This window comes from Stenotrophomonas sp. Steno-Z1, assembly GCF_056393175.1.
The window spans coordinates 96,688-115,557 of the sequence record NZ_JBWJPB010000003.1 but is presented as its reverse complement, the minus strand read 5'-3'; the positions used below and the strand labels follow the sequence as shown (position 1 = coordinate 115,557).

Here is an 18,870-nt window from a genome sequence, read left to right as displayed (position 1 = left end):
ACCGCATGACCCCACGCATGGCACTGCTGCAGACACTCGAACACCTCGACGCGCTCGACCCCGATCATCTGCCCGTGGTTCCACTGGATGCATATTTCACTGGCAATGACCAGGAAGCGTCGATAGCGCCGAACCAATGGGAGTTCGGGCGCCCGCCCATCGGCGAACTGTACGCACGCTTCCAGGCCATCGCCGCGCGCCCGGACGTACAGGGCGTGTATGTCGGTCTGCACCAGGACTGGGGCATGGCGCTGGAAGACGACACCGAGTGGCCCGCAGCGGAAAATATCCACATCCTCACCTGCGCCGACGAGCCCACCGTGCTGACATGGCTGGACGGCCTGGAATCTGACGGTGCCAGCACCGGCTGGCCATATGGCCAGCATGCCGCAGCACCCGTACCGGCCGAGGGGTTCCAGGTCTTCTCGGTGTTTTGGGATTAGGGCGTCAACGCCGAGGGCGCCGACCCGGTAGAGCCGACCGTTGGTCGGCTGCTCTTCGCACCGGTGGTCGAACCTTCCCGGCGTCGGATGGAAGTCGACCAACGGTCGACTCTACGGCGGGTTGAACCTTTCCGGCGCCGGTAGAGCCGACCGTTGGTCGGCTGCTCTTCGCACCGGTGGTCGAACCTCTCCGGCGTCGGATGGAAGTCGACCAACGGTCGACTCTACGGCGGGTCGAACCTTCCCGGCGCCGGTAGAGCCGACCGTTGGTCGGCTGCTCTTCGCACCGGTGGTCGAACCTTCCCGGCGTCGGATGGAAGTCGACCAACGATCGACTCTACGCAGGGTCGAACCCTTCCAGCGCCGGTAGAGCCGACCGTTGGTCGGCTGCTCTTCGCACCGGGGGTCGAACCTCTCGGGCGTCGGATGGAAGTCGACCAACGGTCGACTCTACGGCGGGTCGAATCTTCCCGGCGTCGGTAGAGCCGACCGTTGGTCGGCTGCTCTTCGCACCGGGGGTCGACCCTTTCCGGCGTCGGATGGAAGTCGACCAACGGTCGACTCTACCCGCGGCCGGGTAGCTGCGCGAAGGCGCGTTGCATGCAATCTTCGCGCGGGCACACCCGGCAGCCTGGACCGATCGATACCGAGTTGCCCGGGCTCTGGATATCCAGCCCGCGCGAGTAGATCAGGCGCTCGGCATGCTGCAGGTCGCAGCCCAGCGCGACCGCGAAGGTCTTGCGCGGCTGCCCATGCCCGATCGGGCCACTGCTCACCTGCCGCGCCAGCCAGAAGTGGCGGCGCCCATCGGGCATGCGCGCGGTCTGGGTCAGCACCCGGCCGGGCTGGTTGAAGGCCTCGTACACGATCCATAGCGGGCACGAGCCGCCCACCTGCGAGAAATGGAAGTCGGTCGCCGAGTGGCGCTTGGACACATTGCCGGCGCGGTCCACGCGGATGAAGAAAAACGGCAGCCCGGGCGCACTGCGCCGCGCCAGCGTGCTCAAGCGATGGCAGACCGCCTCGAAGCCCACGCCGAAGCGGTGCGCCAGCGCATCGATGTCGTAGCTGCTGTGCTCGGCGGCGCGCAGGAACTGCGCATACGGCATCACCAGCGCACCGGCGAAGTAGTTGGACATGCCGATCCGCGCCTGCGCGATCTGCTCGGCGTCACGGAACCCGGCACGTGCGATCACCGCATCGATCTGCGCCGCATACCCCAGCAGGGCCAGCTCGGCGGCCATCTGGAACGCCTGCTGGCCCGGCTCCAGGTAATCGGGCAGCCACAGCGTGCGGCTTCCCCCGTCGTACACCCGCTTCTCGCGCCCGGCCTGCAACGGCCCCACCTCCACCAGCACGCCGTGGCGGTCGGCCAACAGCTGGCGCAGGCGCGGTGCCACATGCCCGGCCACCAGCCCCCATTCGCCGAACAGCTGCTCGGCCAGGTCGTCCAGCTCGGGGATGTGGTTGTGCATGCGGTTGAAGAAGTCGCGCACCTGGTCGCCGGCCGGCAGCGTCTGCCCGGCGTGCACGTCGCCCAGCTGGAACTCCAGCGCGGCCGCATGTTCGCGCAGCACCAGGTGGCGGCGGTGCAGGTCGAGCAGGGCACGGCTCACCTGCGGCAGGTTGCCGGCCATCGCGCGCAGCTCGGTGCTGCTCACATCGTCCAGGCCCAGGTCGCGCAGCGTCTCGCCCAGCGCCTCCTGCAACGCCCCGGGCTCATCCCCCTCGAACAACCCGGAAACGTCGCCCAACACGTCGCGCAGCTTCTGCTGCACCGCCGGGGTCAGCGGGCGCTTGTTGCGCTCGATCTGGTTCAGGTAGCTGGCCGACAGCCCCAGCGCCCGGGCCAGATCGACCTGGCTGTAGCCACGCTGCTCGCGCAGCTTGAGCAGGCGCAGGCCGAGCTGGCGATGGGGAGGCTGGCTATTCACAGAATTCACAAGAATCGTAGCGGGCATTGGCCAGATTAAGCGCATACAGGCCGGAAATCGAGGGCGGCACTGTGAATAATGCCAACAACTTTCGACCCCTCGGGATTGTCCATGACTGTTGCAGCGCCCCGTATCCGCATGTTGATCGATGGCCAGTTCATCGAATCGGCCAGCTCGCACTGGCAGAACGTGGTCAACCCGGCCACCCAGGACGTCCTGGCCCAGGTTCCGTTCGCCACCCCCAGCGAAGTCGACGCCGCCGTCGCCTCGGCCAAGGAAGCGTTCAAGACCTGGCGCAAGACCCCGATCGGCACCCGTGCGCGCATCTTCCTGAAGTACCAGCAGCTGATCCGCGAGAACATGAGCGAGCTGGCCCACATCCTGTCCGCCGAGCAGGGCAAGACCGTGCCCGATGCCGAGGGCGATGTGTTCCGCGGCCTGGAAGTGGTCGAGCACGCCGCCGCCATCGGCAACCTGCAGTTGGGTGAGCTGGCCAACAACGTGGCCAACGGCGTGGACACCTACACCCTGCTGCAGCCGCTGGGCGTGTGCGCGGGCATCACCCCGTTCAACTTCCCGGCGATGATCCCGCTGTGGATGTTCCCGATGGCCATCGCCACCGGCAACACCTTCATCCTCAAGCCGTCCGAACAGGACCCGATGGTCACCATGCGCCTGGTCGAGCTTGCCCTGGAAGCGGGCATCCCCAAGGGCGTGCTGAACGTCGTCCACGGCGGCGAAGACGTGGTCAACGCGATCTGTGATCACCCGGACATCAAGGCCGTGTCGTTCGTCGGCTCCACCCGCGTCGGCACCCACGTGTACAACCGTGCCTCGCTGGCCGGCAAGCGCGTGCAGTGCATGATGGGCGCCAAGAACCACGCCGTGGTGCTGCCGGACGCCAACAAGGAGCAGAGCCTCAACGCGATGGTGGGCGCCGCCTTCGGTGCCGCCGGCCAGCGTTGCATGGCGGCCTCCACCCTGGTGCTGGTGGGCGAAGCGCGGGAGTGGGTGCAGGACCTGGTCGCCAAGGCCAAGACCCTTAAAGTCAGCGCCGGCAGCGTGGCCGGTACCGATGTCGGGCCGGTCATCTCCTGTGCCGCGCGTGAGCGTGTCGAAGGCCTGATCGCCTCGGGCGTGGAGCAGGGCGCCAAGCTCGTGCTCGACGGCCGCAACCCGCAGGTAGACGGTTTCGAGAAGGGCAACTTCGTCGGCCCGACCATCTTCGCCGGCGTCAAGCCGGGCATGCGCGTGTACGACGAGGAAATCTTCGGCCCGGTGCTGGTGATCCTGGAAGCGGAGACGCTGGAAGACGCCATCGAACTGATCAACGCCAACCCGAACGGCAACGGCACCGCGCTGTTCACCCAGTCCGGTGCGGCGGCGCGCAAGTTCCAGGAAGACATCGACGTCGGCCAGGTCGGCATCAACGTGCCGATCCCGGTGCCGGTGCCGCTGTTCTCGTTCACCGGCTCGCGCGCCTCCAAGCTCGGCGACCTGGGCCCGTACGGCAAGCAGGTGGTGATGTTCTACACCCAGACCAAGACGATCACCTCGCGCTGGTTCGACGACGAGACGCTGGGTCATGGCGTCAACACCACCATCAGCCTGAAATAAGCAACAACGGAGTTCGACCATGAGCCACTCGATGACGACGGAACTCGACGAAGCGCAGCAGGCCTATAGAGAGGCAGCGCGTGACTTCGCCCAGGCCGAACTGGCGCCGCACGCCGCGCGATGGGATGCGGAGGGCATCTTTCCGCGCGAGGCGATCGCCAAGGCAGGGGAACTCGGGTTCTGTGGGTTGTACATGGACCCCGAGGTCGGTGGCAGCGGCTTGAGCCGTCTGGACGCCGCCGTCGTCATCGAGGAGCTCGCCAACGTGGACCCGTCCACCGCGGCCTACATCAGCATCCACAACATGGCGTCGTGGATGGTGGCCAAGTGGGGCCAGGAGAGCCTGCGTGCCGAATGGGGTGCGGACCTCTCGTCCGGCAGCAAGCTGGCCTCGTACTGCCTGACCGAACCGGGTGCCGGCTCGGACGCGGCCTCGCTGAAGACCAGCGCGGTGCGCGACGGCGACCACTACGTCCTCAACGGTTCCAAGGCCTTCATCTCCGGCGCCGGTGCCACCGAACTGCTGGTGGTGATGGCGCGCACCGGCGGCGCCGGTGCGGGCGGCATCAGCGCGATCGCGGTGCCGGCCGACCTGCCGGGCATCAGCTACGGCCGCAAGGAAGAGAAGATGGGCTGGAACAGCCAGCCGACCCGCGGCATCACCTTCGAAAACGTGCGCGTGCCGGTCAGCCATCTGCTCGGCGAGGAAGGCAGCGGTTTCAAGCTGGCCATGAAGGGCCTGGATGGTGGCCGCATCAACATCGCCGCCTGCTCGCTGGGCGCGGCCCAAGGCGCCGTCGACGCCGCCCGCCGCTACATGGGCGAGCGCCGCCAGTTCGGCAAGGCGCTGTCGGAGTTCCAGGCGCTGCAGTTCAAGCTGGCCGACATGGCCACCCAGCTGGTCGCCGCACGGCAGATGGTGCACACCGCCGCGCGCAAGCTCGATGCCGGTGCCGGCGATGCCAACGTGTGGTGCGCGATGGCCAAGCGCTTCGCCACCGATGCCGGTTTCAACATCTGCAACGACGCACTGCAGATCCACGGCGGCTACGGTTACATCCGCGAATATCCGATTGAACGGCTGCTGCGCGACTCGCGCGTGCACCAGATCCTGGAGGGCACCAACGAGATCATGCGTGTGATCGTGGCCCGCCACCTGCTCAATACCGACGAGGAACTGCGATGATGGATTGGCGCACGCATGATCACACCGGCCTGAAGGTCGAGGCCGATGGCCACGTCGCTGTGGTCACCCTGGACAACCCCCCCGCGCACACCTGGACCGTGCACAGCCTGTCGGCGCTGCGCGACCTGGTCGGCGCGCTCAATGCCGACGCCGGCATCTATGCGCTGGTGATCACCGGTGGCGGCGAGAAGTTCTTCTCCGCCGGCGCGGATCTCAAGCAGTTCGCCTCCGGCGACAAGGCGGCCGCCCGCGAAGCCGCGCGCCGCTTCGGCGAAGCCTTCGAGGCGCTGTCCGGCTTCCGTGGCGTGTCCATCGCCGCGATCAACGGCTACGCGATGGGCGGTGGCCTGGAATGCGCGCTGGCCTGCGACCTGCGCATCATCGAAGAACACGCCCAGGTCGCACTGCCGGAGGCCACCGTCGGCCTGCTGCCGTGCGCCGGTGGCACCCAGAACCTGCCGCGCCTGGTCGGCGAAGGCTGGGCCAAGCGCATGATCCTGCTCGGCGAGCGCATCGACGCGGATACCGCGCTGCGCATCGGCCTGGTCGAAGAGAAGGTCGGCAAGAGCGAAGCCAAGGCGCTGGCGCTGGCCTGGGCGCACAAGGCCGGCAAGCAGAGCCCGACCAGCATCGCCGCCTGCAAGACCCTGGTCCAGGCTACCCGCAGCGGCACCCACGCCTCGGCGCTGGTGGCCGAGCGTGAGGCCTTCGTGGATCTGTTCGACCGTGCCGACCAGGCCGAGGGCGTCAACGCCTTCCTGGAAAAGCGCGCCCCGCAGTGGAAGAACGCATGAGTACCGCCGTCGCCAGCGACGAGGCGCCGGTAGTGTTCGAAGAGCGGGTCGCCGCCAATGGCACGCGTATCGGCATCGCCACGCTCAACGCCCCGCGCACCCTCAACGGGTTCTCGCTGCCGATGGCGCACCTGCTGCGCGAGCGGCTGGAAGCCTGGGCCGACGATGAGGGCATCGCGCTGGTGGTGCTGCAGGGCGCGGGCGAGAAAGCGTTCTGCGCTGGCGGCGACCTGCACAGCCTGTACCGCAGCATGGTCGACTACCGCGCGAGCGGCAGCACCGACATCCGCGACAACGCCTACGCCGCCGAGTTCTTCGATGTGGAATACCGCGTCGACTACGCCATCCACACCTACCCCAAGCCGATCCTGTGCTGGGGCCACGGCATCGTCATGGGCGGCGGCATCGGGCTGATGTCCGGCGCCAGCCACCGCGTGGTCAGCGAGCGCTCCAAGCTGGCCTTCCCGGAGATCACCGTCGGCCTGTTCCCGGACGTGGGCGGCAGCTGGCTGCTGCCGCGCGTGCCCGGCCACGGCGGCCTGTTCCTGGCCCTGACCGGTGCACCGCTCAACCCGGGCGATGCGATCTACGCCGGCCTGGCCGACATCCACATCGCCGAGGCGCAGCGCGAGACCGTGTTCAACGCGTTGGCAGGCGTGCACTGGAGCAACGAGGCCAGGCGCAACCACGAACAACTGACCGCGCTGCTCCAGCAGCACGCCAGCGACGCGGCCACCGGCCCGCTGTTGCGTAATGCCGCCACGATCGATGCGCTGTGCGAGGGCGACGACGTCGGCGCCATCGTCGAGGAGATTCTTGCCCTGGAGACGGACGATGCCTGGCTGAGCACCGCCAAAGCGACGCTTGCCGCCGGTGCACCCGGCTCGGCGCGGCTGGCATTCGAGCTGCAGCGTCTGGCCGAGGGCGCCTCGCTGGCCGAGGTCTACCGCATCGAGTACATCGCCGCGCTGCATGCGGCCGCCCATGGCGACTTCGCCGAAGGCATCCGCGCGCTGCTGATCGACAAGGACCGCAACCCGCAGTGGCAGCCGCGCACGTTGGCTGACGCCACCGCCGAATGGGCCCGCACCTTCTTCGTATCCCCCTGGTCCGACGCAGCGCATCCGCTGGTCGACCTCGGTGCCACCGTCCCTGAAAGGAGCCACGCATGAGCCGTATTGCATTCATCGGGTTGGGCAACATGGGGGGCCCGATGGCCGCCAACCTGGCCAAGGCCGGCCACGCCGTGCGCGTGTTCGACCTGGTGCCCGCCGCCGTGCAGGCTGCCGTCGATGCCGGCGCCAGCGCCGCGCATTCCGCGCTGGACACCCTGACCGACGCCGAGATCGTGATCTCGATGCTGCCGGCCAGCCGCCACGTCGAAGGCGTGTACCTGGGGGATGACGGCCTGCTCGGCGACATCCCCGGGGGCGCGCTGGTCATCGACTGCAGCACGATCGCCCCGGCCACCGCGCGCAAGGTCGCCGAAGCGGCCGCCGCGCGTGGCCTGCAGATGCTCGACGCGCCGGTCTCCGGTGGTACGGCAGGGGCCCAGGCCGGCACGCTCACCTTCATTGTCGGCGGTGAAGCCGAGGCGCTCGAACGCGCCCGCCCGATCCTGCAGGCGATGGGCAAGAACATCTTCCACGTCGGCGCCAGCGGTGCCGGCCAGGTCGCCAAGCTGTGCAACAACATGGCGCTCGGCGTGATCATGGCCGTCACCGGCGAATCGATCGCACTCGGCGTCGCGCATGGGCTGGACCCGAAGGTGCTCTCGCAGATGATGGCGGTCAGCACCGGCCGCAGCTGGGCCACCGAAGTGTGCAACCCGTGGCCGGGCGTGCTGGAGAACGCACCCGCGTCGCGCGGCTACAGCGGTGGGTTCGGCAGCGACCTCATGCTCAAGGACATGGGCCTGGCGGTGGAAGCGGCGATGAGCGTCGGCGCGTCGATCCCGCTGGGCGAACTGGCCCGCAACCTGTATTCGATGAACCACCAGGCGGGCCGCGGCAAGCTGGATTTCTCCAGCGTCGTGCAGCTGATCGCAAACGAGAAATAGCCGGTCGTGCCGGCCGCTGGCCGGCAATCGTATGGACCCCGACACCTCCGGGGAATGCCCGTGGCATCGACCCTCGGTAGGCACCCGGCACCAGATGCATCCCGTGGCCTTGCCCGGGATCCACCGCGGTGGGATGGGCGGTTGCCAGGCTATCCAGCCAGGCAGCCGCCCATTTTTTTACCCGTGCGGTTGGTGCCGTCCGTGATCCGGTAGGGCACCTGCGGCATCAGGCAACGGTCAGCGTCACGTCGATGTTGCCGCGGGTCGCATTGGAGTACGGGCACACGATGTGCGCCTTCTGCACCAGTTCTTCCACCTGCTCGCGCGGCAGGCCCGGGACCGAGATCTCAAGCGCCACTTCGATGCCGAAGCCGGTCGGGATCTGGCCGATGCCGACCTTGCCGGTGATCGCCGTTTCGGCCGGCAGCGCAACCTTGGCCTGGCCGGCCACGAACTTCAGCGCGCCCAGGAAGCAGGCCGAGTAGCCGGCGGCGAACAGCTGCTCCGGGTTGGTGCCCGGGCCGCCCGCGCCGCCCAGCTCGCGCGGGGTGGACAGCTGCACGTCCAGCACGTTGTCGGAGGAGGTGGCGTGGCCTTCACGGCCGCCGGTAGCGGTGGCGGTGGCGGTGTACAGAACCTTTTCGATGGACATGGGAATCTCCTGTGGCGTGAACGGGGGTGGGCCAGATGGCAGGTGTACTTTGACCGCTCCAGGGGTACGTTGGGTTACATTTCGTCTATCAAACTTGATCGAGCGTCCAAATGGTCGACCGCCTGCAATCCCTGCTCAGTCGTTTTGCAGTCACTGCCGAAGTCTTCCACGCCGGCCCGCTGTGCGGCATCAACGACCTGGCCGCCGACGGCGAGCGCGGCCAGCTCCATCTCATCCGCGAGGGGCAGGTCCGCGTCGAGCATGCCGATGGCAAGGTGCTGCAGATCGACCAGCCCAGCGTACTGCTCTACCCGCGCCCGCTTGCCCACCGCTTCGTCACCGATCCCCGGCGCGGCGCCGATTTCGCCTGCGCGCACCTGCAGTTCGAAGGTGCCGGCACCCATCCGGTGGCTGCGGCGTTGCCGCCGGTCATCTGCCTGCCACTGGACCAGCTCCATGGCGGCCAGCCCATCCTGTCGGTGTTGTTCGAGGAAGCCTTCGCCCAGCGCTGCGGCCGCCAGGCACTGCTCGACCGCTTGTTCGAGGTGGTGCTGATCCAGATCCTGCGCGCGCTGATGGAAAGCGGCCAACTGCGTGTCGGCCTGCTCGCCGGCATGGCCCATCCGCGCCTGCGCCACGCGCTGGTGGCCATGCATGAATCGCCGGCCGGGGAGTGGACGCTGGAGTCGCTCGCGCAGCGCGCCGGCATGTCGCGCAGCGCCTTCGCCGACAGCTTCCGCGACACCATCGGCAGCACGCCCGGCCACTATCTGCAGGGCTGGCGCACGCGCCTGGTGCAGCAGGCGCTGCGCAAGGGCCTGCCGCTCAAGCGCATCGCCATCGACGTCGGCTACGGCAGCGAGGCGGCGTTGTCGCGCGCCTTCAAGGTGCAGACCGGGCAGTCGCCGCGGCAGTGGAAGCAGGCCATGGCGGCATCCCCACGTAGCGAGGCCGTATGATCGGTCGCACCGGCGACCTGCCACCTGCATCGAGGCGTGTCATGGAACGCAACCTGCGCGCGAACATCATCCTCAGTACCAGCCGCGCGCTGCTCGGGGAGGTGTTCCCCGAACTCGTCGCCGTCGCCTGCCAGCTCCACGGGGCGGCCGGTTTCGAACTGGTGTTCTTCATCGATGCAGCTGCGGTGGAGGACTGGGTCGAGGACATCTCCTGCATCGAGACCGAGGTGATGGCCGACTTTCCCGCAACCGTGTCCATATCGCATCGCATCGTGGCATCGGCACGCGCCGAGGTACCCGCCGACGGCTTCCTGATCTTCCTGCGCAAGCCGCGCCTCTAGGAGCACGGGGTACGCCTCAGATCGCCCACTCCCGGTCGGTGGTGAACATGATCGTCAGCCAGCGGTCCGGGGATTCCTCGCCCAGCGCCTCGCCGATCTCATCGCGCAGCCGGTCCCATTCCAGCAGCGCACGCGGCGGATCATCGGCGCGCACCACGAAGAACAGTTCGATCTGCTCGCCCCGGCCCACCTTGGCCACGTAGCTGCGGTATTCGAGGAAGCCGTGCCGGGCCACGATGTCGCGTGCCACCGCATCCACGTGCGCCTGCAGGTCCACCGGGGTGATCAGCAGGATGTCCGACAGCGCCTGCCGCACCGTGCCCAGCGGGGCCACCATCACGAACAGGCACACCACCAGCAGGATCGCCGGATCGATGTAGGGCACCAGCCATGCCCAGCGCGTATCGCCCAGCAGCCAGCCGCTGACGAAGGCGACCAGGTAGGCGGCCGACATGCTGGCCGAGACCACCCAGTTCTTGCCGTCCAGCGCGATGAATTCCGAGCCGATGCTGCGGTTGACCCGGCGGATGAACACCGCCAGCCCGATCTCGGCAATGATCGACAGCACCGCGAACAGGATCGCCGGCCCCAGCGCGATCTCGCGCCCGCCGGCCATCAGCGCATCCACCGCGTTGACCGCCGCGTACAGCGCCGCGCCGATCATCAGCGTGCCGCTGACCCCCAACACGATCGGTTCCAGGTGCCAGAAGCCCATGGTGAAGCGCTGGTTCAAGCGCGACTGCAGGGTGTCCACGTGGGTGGAAAGGCTGATGAGCCGTACCACCAGCAGCGACAGCCAGGTCATCACCACGTCGATCAGCCCGTAGATGCCGTCGAAGATGATCAACGAGGAGTTGGCCAGGAAGCCGAACACCACCGCGGCGGCAGCCATCGCCAGCGAGGCGCCGATCGACAGGCGCAATACGCCTTGTTCGGTGGTGGGGTCGAACGGTCGAGCGCGGGGCGGGGTCATCGGACATCGGGCAGTGCAGGGAGGTGCATTCTCCCCCGGCGCGCCCCTCGCGCGGGTGCCGCGCGACGGCCTGGGCCCCACCCCGCGCCCCGACCCCTCGGGCAGCGTTCATTCCGAGGGGGTAAACTATTGATTGCGCTGGCAATGCCAGCAGTATCCGACGCTCCGTCCCGATGACCCAGCCTGCCACAGCCGCCGCCGCGCGTTACGCCGCCTCCCTGCGCCTGTCCGTCGCCCCGATGATGGACTGGACGGACCGCCATTGCCGGTACTTCCACCGGCTGCTGGCCCCGGGCGCGCGGCTGTACACCGAGATGGTGCACGCCAACGCAGTGATCCATGGCGACCGCGAACGCCTGCTCGGCTTCGACGGCAGCGAGCACCCGCTGGCCCTGCAGTTGGGGGGCAGCGAGCCTGCCCTGCTGGCGCAGGCCGCGCGGATCGCGCAGGACTGGGGCTACGACGAGGTCAACCTCAACTGCGGCTGCCCCTCCGACCGGGTCCAGGCCGGGCGCTTCGGTGCCTGCCTGATGCGCGAGCCGGCCCTGGTCGCCGCGTGCGTGGCGGCCATGGTGGCGGCGGTGGACATCCCGGTCACGGTGAAGTGCCGGCTGGGCGTGGATGAAGACAACGACTACGAAACCTTCGTCAACTTCGTTGATCAGTCCGCCAACGCGGGCAGCGCCATGTTCATCGTGCACGCCCGCAACGCGTGGCTGAAGGGGTTGTCGCCCAAGGAAAACCGCGAAGTGCCGCCGCTGCGCTACGACTGGGCGCACCGTCTCAAGGCCGACCGCCCGCAGCTGCAGATCGTGCTCAACGGCGGCCTGGCCACGGTCGAGGCGGCACAGGCCCAGTTACCGGCGCTGGATGGAGTGATGCTCGGCCGCGCGGCCTATCACGACCCCTACGTACTGCATCAGCTGGAGGCCGCCCAGACCGGCATGGCCGTACAGCCGCGCGAGGCGCTGCTGCGGGCGATGCGTCCCTACATCGACGCCCAGCTGGACCGCGGCCTGGCGCTCAAGCACATCACCCGCCACCTGCTGGGCCTGTTCCACGGGCAGCCAGGCGGGCGGGCCTTCCGCCAGGTGCTCAGCGAGGGCGCCCATCGCCTCGGCGCGGGCTGGGAGCTCATCGAGCAGGCGCTGGCGGTCACCCGCGCGCAGGCCGAGCGCGTCGCTGCGTGAGCCGTATCACCTTGTCAGCTTGACAAGCGCCACGCTTTAGCCGCCAATGTTCACTTAGATGAACGGCATGACCGTGCGACCTGAAAAGTTCAGACCGGATTCACTGCGTAAAACCAAGAATTCGCTAAGGATTCGTAAAACGCCGGCCCAGGTTGGCGCGATCGGATTTACAACTTTTGAACGTTTTGCCGCGCTCCGCTAGGATCAGACCGATGTTCTCCGTGACCCGCCACCGCCGCCTTGCCGTCCTCGCCTTCCTGGCGACGGGCGCCGCTGCCTCCCTCGGCAGTGCCTCGGCGCAGGAGCCCAACCCGGATCCGGCGCGTGGTGAGATGGTCCGGGCCGCCCGCGGTGCCCCGCCGGAGCGCTCGCTGTCCGACGCGGTCCGCCGCGTGCAGCGCACCACCGGTGGGCACATCCTGGGGGCCGAGCGGGTGCCGTACGACGGTCGCGACATCAATCGGGTCAAGTACATGGACGATCGGGGCCGGGTCCGCTACATGGACGACCCCGCGCCGGCGCGTTCACAGCCCCGCGCACCGCGATCGGATATGTCTTCACTACGCGGCGATAACCCCTGAACAGGGATAGTTGTCCGTCATCAACTGTATTCCACTGGCCCCCGGCCATACCCAGGACACTAGGGAGAGTTCATGCGTATCCTTCTGGTCGAAGACGAAGCCCCGCTGCGGGAAACCCTGGCAGCCCGGCTCAAGCGCGAAGGCTTTGCGGTCGACGCTGCCCAGGACGGTGAGGAAGGTCTCTACATGGGCCGCGAAGTCCCGTTCGACGTCGGCATCATCGATCTGGGCCTGCCCAAGATGTCGGGCATGGAACTGATCAAGGCGCTGCGCGACGAGGGCAAGAAATTCCCCGTGCTCATCCTCACCGCCCGCTCGAGCTGGCAGGACAAGGTCGAAGGGCTCAAGCAGGGCGCCGACGATTACCTGGTCAAGCCGTTCCACGTCGAGGAACTGCTGGCACGCGTCAACGCGCTGCTGCGCCGTGCCGCCGGCTGGAGCAAGCCCACGCTTGAGTGCGGCCCGGTTGCACTGGATCTGGCCGCGCAGACGGTCAGCGTCAGCGGCAGCAACGTGGACCTCACCAGCTACGAGTACAAGGTGCTCGAATACCTGATGATGCATGCCGGTGAACTGGTCTCCAAGGCCGATCTCACCGAACACATCTACCAGCAGGATTTCGATCGCGACTCCAACGTGCTGGAAGTGTTCATCGGCCGCCTGCGCAAGAAGCTCGATGCCGACGGCGAACTGAAGCCGATCGAGACCGTGCGTGGCCGCGGTTACCGTTTCGCGATTCCGCGCAACGAAGGCTGAGCACGTAGCCGGACGAAGGGATGATGTCAGGCCGTCTGTGGTTCTTTAAACGCTGGCGGCCGCGCTCCCTGCAGGCGCGCCAGCTGCTGGCGGCCTCGGTGAGTCTGGTCGCGTTCCTGGCCATCGCCGGTTACGCGCTGGATGCGGCGTTCGCCGACACCGCGCGCGCCAACCTGCGCGAGCGCCTGAAGAATTACGCCACCGCGTATGCGGCGGGGATCGACTTCACCCGCGACCGGTCGTTATACATCCGCGAGCAACCGCCGGACCCGCGCTTTGACGTGCCCGGCAGCGGCCTGTACCTGCAGGTGGTGATGCCCGACGGCAAGGGCAACTCGATGTCGGCCGAAGGGCCGATGCTGCCCACCGTGGGCGGGGGCCTGCTGGCACCGCGCCAGGAAGTGTTCGAAGGCCCGCTGCCGATGATCCAGATCGACGGCAGCCAGGGCTCGGTGTACCGCTATGGCCTGGGCCTGGTCTGGGATGCCGACGCCGACCCCGCCACTGAATTCCCGTACACCATCTACGTGATGGAAGACTCGCGCGCGCTGGGCGCGCAGCTGCGCGTGTTCCGCGGGCGGGTCTGGTTCTGGATGGGCGGTGCCGGCCTGATCCTGCTGATGCTGCAGACCGTGATCCTGCAGTGGAGCCTGCGCCCGATGCGGCGGGTGATCACCGAGCTGACCAAGGTCCAGCGCGGCGAGACCGAACGCATGAGCGAGCGCCACCCGCGCGAGCTGGAACCGCTGACCGACAGCATCAATGCCTTCATCGAGAGCGAGCGCGAAAACCTCGAGCGCCAGCGCAACACCCTGGCCGATCTGGCGCACAGCCTGAAAACACCGCTGGCGGTGCTGCGCACCCAGCTGGACAGTGGCGCCCAGGACCAGGACCTGCGGCAGGAGTTCGACGTGCAGCTGCGGCGCATGAACAACCTGGTGTCCTACCAGTTGGCGCGTGCGGCCTCGTCCGGGCACAAGCTGTTCTCCGCACCGCTGCCGATCGAGTCCAATGCCGAGGAAATCGTGCGCGGTCTGGAGAAGGTGTACGCCGGCAAGGGCGTGCTGTGCGAGTTCGATATCGATGAAGCCGCGCGCTTCCACGGTGAGCCGGGCGACCTGCAGGAACTGCTCGGCAACCTGCTGGAGAACGCGTTCAAGTGGGCCCACCGCCGCGTGCTGCTCACCGCCACGCCGTTGCCCGCCCCTGGCGCGCGCCGGGCCGGGCTGGTGCTGTCGGTGGATGACGATGGCCCGGGTATCGCCCCGGAGGACATCGCCAAGGTGCTGCAGCGTGGCGTGCGCGGCGACGAGCGCGTGCAGGGCCATGGCATCGGCCTGTCGATCGTGCAGGACCTGATCAAGGACTACCGCGGCGAGCTGCAGGTCAAGCGGTCGCCGGAACTGGGCGGGGCGCGTTTTGAAGTGAAGCTGCCGCCGGGGCCGTGAGCGGCGGCGGTCGCCCGCATTGCATCGACCAAGGGTCGATGCCTACCGCGGCGTGGTGATGTGCGGGGCGGTTGCCGATGGTTGGTTGTCGGCCGACAGGCCCGGCGGCTCACCGTAGAGCCGGCGCAGGTGCGCGGCCACCGTCGGCATGGCCTGCTCCAGCACGTCCGGCGCAGAGAAGTGGTATTCGGTCACCACCGCAAAGAACTCTTCCGGCGCCTCGGCGGCGTACGGATCGATCAGCGTGTCCCGGCCGGCATCGACCTGCGCGCAGAAGGCGTCGTAGGCGGCCTGGAAATCGCTCGCCCACTGCCGCTGCCAGTCGCGCGGCAGCGGCGGCGTGCCGTCGATCGCGCCGTCCAGCACGTCGATCTTGTGCGCCATTTCATGCACGGCCACGCAGTAGCCGGCATGCGGGTCGGCGATGTCGGCCTGGATGTCGGCCCACGACAGGATCAGCGGGCCGCTGTCCCAGGATTCGCCGATCAGCTCGTCATCCCATTCGTGCAGCACGCCGGCCGCATCGACGTGGCTGCGCTGCACCCGGAACGCGTCCGGATAGACGATCAGCTGCGACCAGCCACGCAGGCCGACGTCACCCAGCTCCAGCAGCGGCAGGCAGCACAGCGCGGCCAGCAGCACGCCGTCGCGCTCGTCCAGCTGCAGGTCGCCGACCGGGCTGATGGTTTTCTCGTGCAGGAAGCGCGCGCTCAGTGCGCGCAGGCGCTCGCGACGTGGTGCATCCAATCCGTGCAGCCAGGGCGCGCGCTGGCAGCATTGCTGCCACATCGCCAGATCGATCTCGCGCGGCCTGCGCCGCAGCCAACCCCACATGCGTTCGATCAGCGGAACATGCCCGGCAGGAAGCTGTGCCACTTGGGCGCGCGCAGGCGCGGCAGCACGTCGTCATCGCCGCCACCGCCGGTGCTGGTGCCGTTGCTCGCGCTCGGCTTGACCGCCGGCGCGCGGGCGGCCGGTGCGGCGGCCGGTGCGGTGCGTTCGGTTTCCGTCGGCGAATACACGCAGCCGCCCCGCCCCGGGCTGGTCAGCGCATCGGAAGCATGCGCGGCCAAGGGGGCCATCAGCAGGATCAGGCAATGGGCGAACGGGCGCATCGTCGACATCCAGAAGGCGGGTCAGTCTTCGATTCTAGCCCGATTCAGCGCCGGGATTGGAACCCCGCCGGGCAGGCAAGCGCCGCGGCTTTCCCGCATAATTTTCTGGATTACCTGATGGAAGCGACCGTGGACGACCGCCAACTGCTGGCCAAACTGGGCGCCGGGCGCCTGTCCGGCGATGCGCTGGCCCAGGAAATGGGCGTCACGCGCGCCGCAATTTGGAAGCGGATTCAAGGACTTAGGGCTGCCGGCGTGGAAGTGGAGGGGCGTGCGGGCGAGGGCTACGGCTTGACCCGTCCGCTGGACCTGCTGACGCCGGAGCGCATCCGCGCCGGGCTCCCGGCGAGCGCGGCCAGCCTGCTCGGCGACCTGCAGGTGGCCTGGACGGTGGATTCGACCAACGCCGAATTGCTGCGGTGCAGCGCGCCCGAGCGAGGGGTGCGCGTCCTGCTGGCCGAGCGCCAGACCGGTGGCCGCGGCCGGCGTGGCCGCACCTGGGCCTCGCCCCTGGCCGCCCACGTGTATCTCTCGGTGCTGCGGTGGTTCTCCGGTGGCCTGGTCCGGCTGAGTGGCCTGAGCCTGGTGGCTGGCATCGCGGTGGCCGAGGCCCTGCATGACCTGGGGTATGTCCAGGCCCGGTTGAAATGGCCCAACGACCTGATGGTCGATGGCCGCAAGCTGGTGGGCCTGTTGGCCGAGGGCGGCGGCGAGTACGCCGGCCCGGCGCGCGCGGTGATCGGCATCGGCATCAACGTGCACATGCCCGCCGCCCATGCCGAGCAGATCACCCAGCCGTGGATCGACCTGGATACCCTGGCCGGCGCCCCGGTGGACCGCAACACCGTGGTGGCCGCGGTACTGGCACGGCTGCTGCCGGCGCTGGAGGCCTTCGACGCCGACGGCCTGGCACCGTTCCTGCCGCGCTATGCCGAACTGGACCTGTTGCGCGGCAAGACCGTTCGCGTGGAGCAGGGGGGACACTGGCGCGAGGGCACCGCGCTGGGCCTGGCCGACGATGGCGCGCTGCGCGTGCGCATCGATGGTGTCGAACAGCATGTGCATGCGGGCGAAGTCAGCGTGAGGGCGCAATGAGCGACTGGTTGTTCGACCTGGGCAATTCGCGGTTCAAGTTCGCCCCGCTGCAGGGCGTGCAGGCAGGTGCCGTGCAGGCCTGGCCGCACGGCGCCGAAACCATGCCCGCCGAGCAGCTGCAGGCGCTGCCCAGTGGTGATGTCGCCTACGTGGCCAGCGTCGCCGCGCCCACCCTGACCCGCAGCATGCTGGCGATCCTGCAGGGCCGTTTCCGCAGCGTGCGCGTGGCCCATACCGAGGCGCGCTACGCCGGTGTGCGCGTGGCCTATGCCGACCCGGGCAAGTTCGGCGTGGACCGTTTCCTGGCGCTGCTGGCGGCGGCCGAGCGCGCCGAAAGCGTGGTGGTGGCGGGCGTGGGCACCGCGCTGACCATCGACCTGCTGGACGCCGACGGCCTGCACCACGGCGGCCGCATCGCCGCCTCGCCCACCACCATGCGCGAAGCGCTGCATGCGCGCGCGGTGCAGTTGCCGGCCAGTGGCGGGGACTACAGCGAATTCGCCAACGACACCGCCGATGCGCTGGCCTCCGGCTGCGATGGCGCTGCGGTGGCGCTGATCGAGCGCAGCGTTGCACAGGCCGCGCAACGCCTCGGTGGCACGCCGACGTTGCTGCTGCATGGCGGCGGCGCACCCGCGCTGCTGCCGCTGCTGGGGCACGCGCACTTCCAGCCGTCGCTGGTGCTCGATGGTCTGGCACGCTGGGCCGTGCACCAGCCTGCGGACGCAGGGTAGGATCCCCGCATGCTGACCCGTGCCCTGATCGTCGTGCTGGCCATCCTCAACCTGGGGGTGGCGTTGTGGTGGATGTTGCGTGGCGAACCGGTGCCGGCGCCGCCTGCGCCGAGTACCGGCGTGGCCCAGCTGCAGCTGTTGCCGGGCACCGCCACGCCGGCACCCGCCGCCGCGGCCACGCCAACCCAGGCCCTGGATGACGTGACCCCGGCGCCGGCAGCGCCCAGCGCGGCCACCCGCGTCGCACCCGAGCCGACGCCGGCCGCTACGGCGGCGGCACCCGAAGCGGTCGCCCCGGCGCCGCCTCCCGCTGCGGCAACGCCCGCACCAGCGCCGGCCGCAGCGGTGGCAGCAGCCCCCGCCCCACCAGCGGCGCCCGCGCAATGCCTGAGCCTGGGGCCGTTCGCCGACCGTGCCGCCGCGCAGGCGGCGCAGGGCAAGGCCGGACCGCTGCTGCGCGGTGTGCGCCTGCGCGAAGTCGCCGATGCCGGCGCCACCCGCTACCGGGTGATCCTGCCGCCCGCAGCCAGCCGGGAAGACGCGCAGGCCACGGTCAAGCGGATCGTCGCGGCCGGCCTGAGCGATTACTACATCATCGGCCAGGGCGAGGAGGCCAATGCCATCGCCCTGGGCCAGTACCGCAACCGTGAAGGCGCCGACCGCCGCCTGGCCGCGCTCAGCGCCGCCGGCTTCAACGCCCGCCTGATCGCCAGCGGCGGCGATGGCAGTGCGCAGTGGTGGCTGGATGCGACCCTGGCCGAGCAGGCCGACCCCGCCGCCGCCCGCCAGCGCAGCGGCGCGGCGCAGCAGCGCTCGCTGGACTGCGCACGGGTGCGTTAGAATCGCCGCGCGCCATGCCGCTTTAGCTCAGTTGGTAGAGCAACTGTCTTGTAAACAGTAGGTCATCCGTTCGATTCGGATAAGCGGCACCACTCTCCGCTCCGCTGGCATCCACGGATGTCCCCGGTGCAGATCGACGTCATTCATCCGTGT

The 18,870-nt window shown here is 68.7% G+C and carries 20 protein-coding genes and 1 tRNA gene; 16 read left to right on the top strand and 5 right to left on the bottom strand.

Annotation, left to right across the window (positions count from 1 at the left end):
• The first annotated feature begins 5 nt into the window (after nucleotides 1–5).
• Nucleotides 6–443, top strand: a complete 438-nt coding sequence (locus tag AC06FD_RS11265) for a hypothetical protein (RefSeq protein ID WP_478077837.1) — start codon at nucleotides 6–8, stop codon at nucleotides 441–443.
• 563 nt (nucleotides 444–1,006) lie between these two features.
• Here the strand turns inward: AC06FD_RS11265 and AC06FD_RS11260 are convergent.
• The gene (locus AC06FD_RS11260; RefSeq protein ID WP_259206930.1) at nucleotides 1,007–2,377 is read right to left on the bottom strand and encodes a helix-turn-helix domain-containing protein; all 1,371 of its coding nucleotides are present in this window, start codon (nucleotides 2,375–2,377) and stop codon (nucleotides 1,007–1,009) included.
• Between the two features lie 111 nt (nucleotides 2,378–2,488).
• Here AC06FD_RS11260 and AC06FD_RS11255 point away from each other — a divergent pair, with 111 nt between their 5' ends.
• The 5 genes from AC06FD_RS11255 to mmsB are packed head-to-tail and all read left to right on the top strand — an operon-like array spanning nucleotide 2,489 to nucleotide 8,033.
• The gene (locus AC06FD_RS11255; protein ID WP_478077836.1) at nucleotides 2,489–3,994 is read left to right on the top strand and encodes a CoA-acylating methylmalonate-semialdehyde dehydrogenase; all 1,506 of its coding nucleotides are present in this window, start codon (nucleotides 2,489–2,491) and stop codon (nucleotides 3,992–3,994) included.
• A 31-nt stretch (nucleotides 3,995–4,025) separates the two neighbouring features.
• On the top strand, nucleotides 4,026–5,180 hold the full coding sequence (locus AC06FD_RS11250; protein ID WP_478048551.1) for an acyl-CoA dehydrogenase family protein: 1,155 nt from the start codon (nucleotides 4,026–4,028) through the stop codon (nucleotides 5,178–5,180).
• Nucleotides 5,177–5,974 carry an enoyl-CoA hydratase gene (locus tag AC06FD_RS11245; protein ID WP_478077835.1) on the top strand — a complete coding sequence of 266 codons (798 nt, stop codon included), beginning with the start codon at nucleotides 5,177–5,179 and terminating at the stop codon, nucleotides 5,972–5,974. Before AC06FD_RS11250 ends, AC06FD_RS11245 begins: the two co-directional genes overlap by 4 nt.
• On the top strand, nucleotides 5,971–7,146 hold the full coding sequence (locus AC06FD_RS11240) for an enoyl-CoA hydratase/isomerase family protein (protein ID WP_478077834.1): 1,176 nt from the start codon (nucleotides 5,971–5,973) through the stop codon (nucleotides 7,144–7,146). The genes AC06FD_RS11245 and AC06FD_RS11240 overlap by 4 nt, the downstream gene beginning before the upstream one ends.
• On the top strand, nucleotides 7,143–8,033 hold the full coding sequence (mmsB, locus tag AC06FD_RS11235; protein WP_259206733.1) for a 3-hydroxyisobutyrate dehydrogenase: 891 nt from the start codon (nucleotides 7,143–7,145) through the stop codon (nucleotides 8,031–8,033). The genes AC06FD_RS11240 and mmsB overlap by 4 nt, the downstream gene beginning before the upstream one ends.
• A gap of 226 nt (nucleotides 8,034–8,259) precedes the next feature.
• Here mmsB and AC06FD_RS11230 read toward each other — a convergent pair whose 3' ends face one another.
• Nucleotides 8,260–8,685 (bottom strand): organic hydroperoxide resistance protein, encoded by a 426-nt coding sequence (locus tag AC06FD_RS11230; protein ID WP_128096132.1) that lies wholly within the window; start codon nucleotides 8,683–8,685, stop codon nucleotides 8,260–8,262.
• A 110-nt stretch (nucleotides 8,686–8,795) separates the two neighbouring features.
• Here AC06FD_RS11230 and AC06FD_RS11225 point away from each other — a divergent pair, with 110 nt between their 5' ends.
• Entirely contained in the window at nucleotides 8,796–9,644 is an 849-nt protein-coding gene (locus AC06FD_RS11225; protein ID WP_478077833.1) for an AraC family transcriptional regulator, read from the top strand.
• A gap of 41 nt (nucleotides 9,645–9,685) precedes the next feature.
• Complete coding sequence (locus AC06FD_RS11220; RefSeq protein ID WP_478077832.1) at nucleotides 9,686–9,985, top strand: MafI2 family immunity protein; 300 nt, start codon at nucleotides 9,686–9,688, stop codon at nucleotides 9,983–9,985.
• Between the two features lie 16 nt (nucleotides 9,986–10,001).
• On the opposite strand, the gene AC06FD_RS11215 is transcribed toward AC06FD_RS11220, so the two are convergent.
• Nucleotides 10,002–10,958: a cation diffusion facilitator family transporter gene (locus AC06FD_RS11215; RefSeq protein WP_478077831.1), complete on the bottom strand. Its 957-nt coding sequence runs from the start codon at nucleotides 10,956–10,958 to the stop codon at nucleotides 10,002–10,004.
• A gap of 173 nt (nucleotides 10,959–11,131) precedes the next feature.
• Here AC06FD_RS11215 and dusA point away from each other — a divergent pair, with 173 nt between their 5' ends.
• The 4 genes from dusA to AC06FD_RS11195 all read left to right on the top strand — a co-directional run bounded on the left by dusA (nucleotide 11,132) and on the right by AC06FD_RS11195 (nucleotide 14,933).
• Nucleotides 11,132–12,148, top strand: coding sequence for a tRNA dihydrouridine(20/20a) synthase DusA (gene dusA, locus AC06FD_RS11210; RefSeq protein ID WP_478077830.1), 1,017 nt, complete (start codon nucleotides 11,132–11,134; stop codon nucleotides 12,146–12,148).
• A 212-nt stretch (nucleotides 12,149–12,360) separates the two neighbouring features.
• Nucleotides 12,361–12,729, top strand: a complete 369-nt coding sequence (locus tag AC06FD_RS11205) for a hypothetical protein (protein ID WP_259206727.1) — start codon at nucleotides 12,361–12,363, stop codon at nucleotides 12,727–12,729.
• 72 nt (nucleotides 12,730–12,801) lie between these two features.
• Entirely contained in the window at nucleotides 12,802–13,485 is a 684-nt protein-coding gene (locus AC06FD_RS11200) for a response regulator transcription factor (protein ID WP_038691087.1), read from the top strand.
• Nucleotides 13,486–13,508: 23 nt separating this feature from the next.
• Nucleotides 13,509–14,933 (top strand): ATP-binding protein, encoded by a 1,425-nt coding sequence (locus tag AC06FD_RS11195; protein WP_478077829.1) that lies wholly within the window; start codon nucleotides 13,509–13,511, stop codon nucleotides 14,931–14,933.
• Nucleotides 14,934–14,975: 42 nt separating this feature from the next.
• On the opposite strand, the gene AC06FD_RS11190 is transcribed toward AC06FD_RS11195, so the two are convergent.
• Entirely contained in the window at nucleotides 14,976–15,767 is a 792-nt protein-coding gene (locus AC06FD_RS11190) for a M90 family metallopeptidase (protein WP_478077828.1), read from the bottom strand.
• 8 nt (nucleotides 15,768–15,775) lie between these two features.
• Nucleotides 15,776–16,048 carry a hypothetical protein gene (locus AC06FD_RS11185; protein WP_259206723.1) on the bottom strand — a complete coding sequence of 91 codons (273 nt, stop codon included), beginning with the start codon at nucleotides 16,046–16,048 and terminating at the stop codon, nucleotides 15,776–15,778.
• A gap of 117 nt (nucleotides 16,049–16,165) precedes the next feature.
• On the opposite strand from AC06FD_RS11185, the gene birA reads away from it, so the two are divergent.
• The 4 genes from birA (at nucleotide 16,166) to AC06FD_RS11165 (ending at nucleotide 18,809) form a co-directional block, all read left to right on the top strand.
• Nucleotides 16,166–17,143: a bifunctional biotin--[acetyl-CoA-carboxylase] ligase/biotin operon repressor BirA gene (birA, locus tag AC06FD_RS11180; protein WP_478077827.1), complete on the top strand. Its 978-nt coding sequence runs from the start codon at nucleotides 16,166–16,168 to the stop codon at nucleotides 17,141–17,143.
• Complete coding sequence (locus AC06FD_RS11175; protein ID WP_259206719.1) at nucleotides 17,140–17,877, top strand: type III pantothenate kinase; 738 nt, start codon at nucleotides 17,140–17,142, stop codon at nucleotides 17,875–17,877. The genes birA and AC06FD_RS11175 overlap by 4 nt, the downstream gene beginning before the upstream one ends.
• 9 nt (nucleotides 17,878–17,886) lie before the next feature.
• The gene (locus AC06FD_RS11170) at nucleotides 17,887–18,717 is read left to right on the top strand and encodes an SPOR domain-containing protein (protein ID WP_478077826.1); all 831 of its coding nucleotides are present in this window, start codon (nucleotides 17,887–17,889) and stop codon (nucleotides 18,715–18,717) included.
• 16 nt (nucleotides 18,718–18,733) lie between these two features.
• Nucleotides 18,734–18,809 (top strand) — tRNA-Thr (locus AC06FD_RS11165).
• The last annotated feature ends 61 nt before the right edge of the window (nucleotides 18,810–18,870 follow it).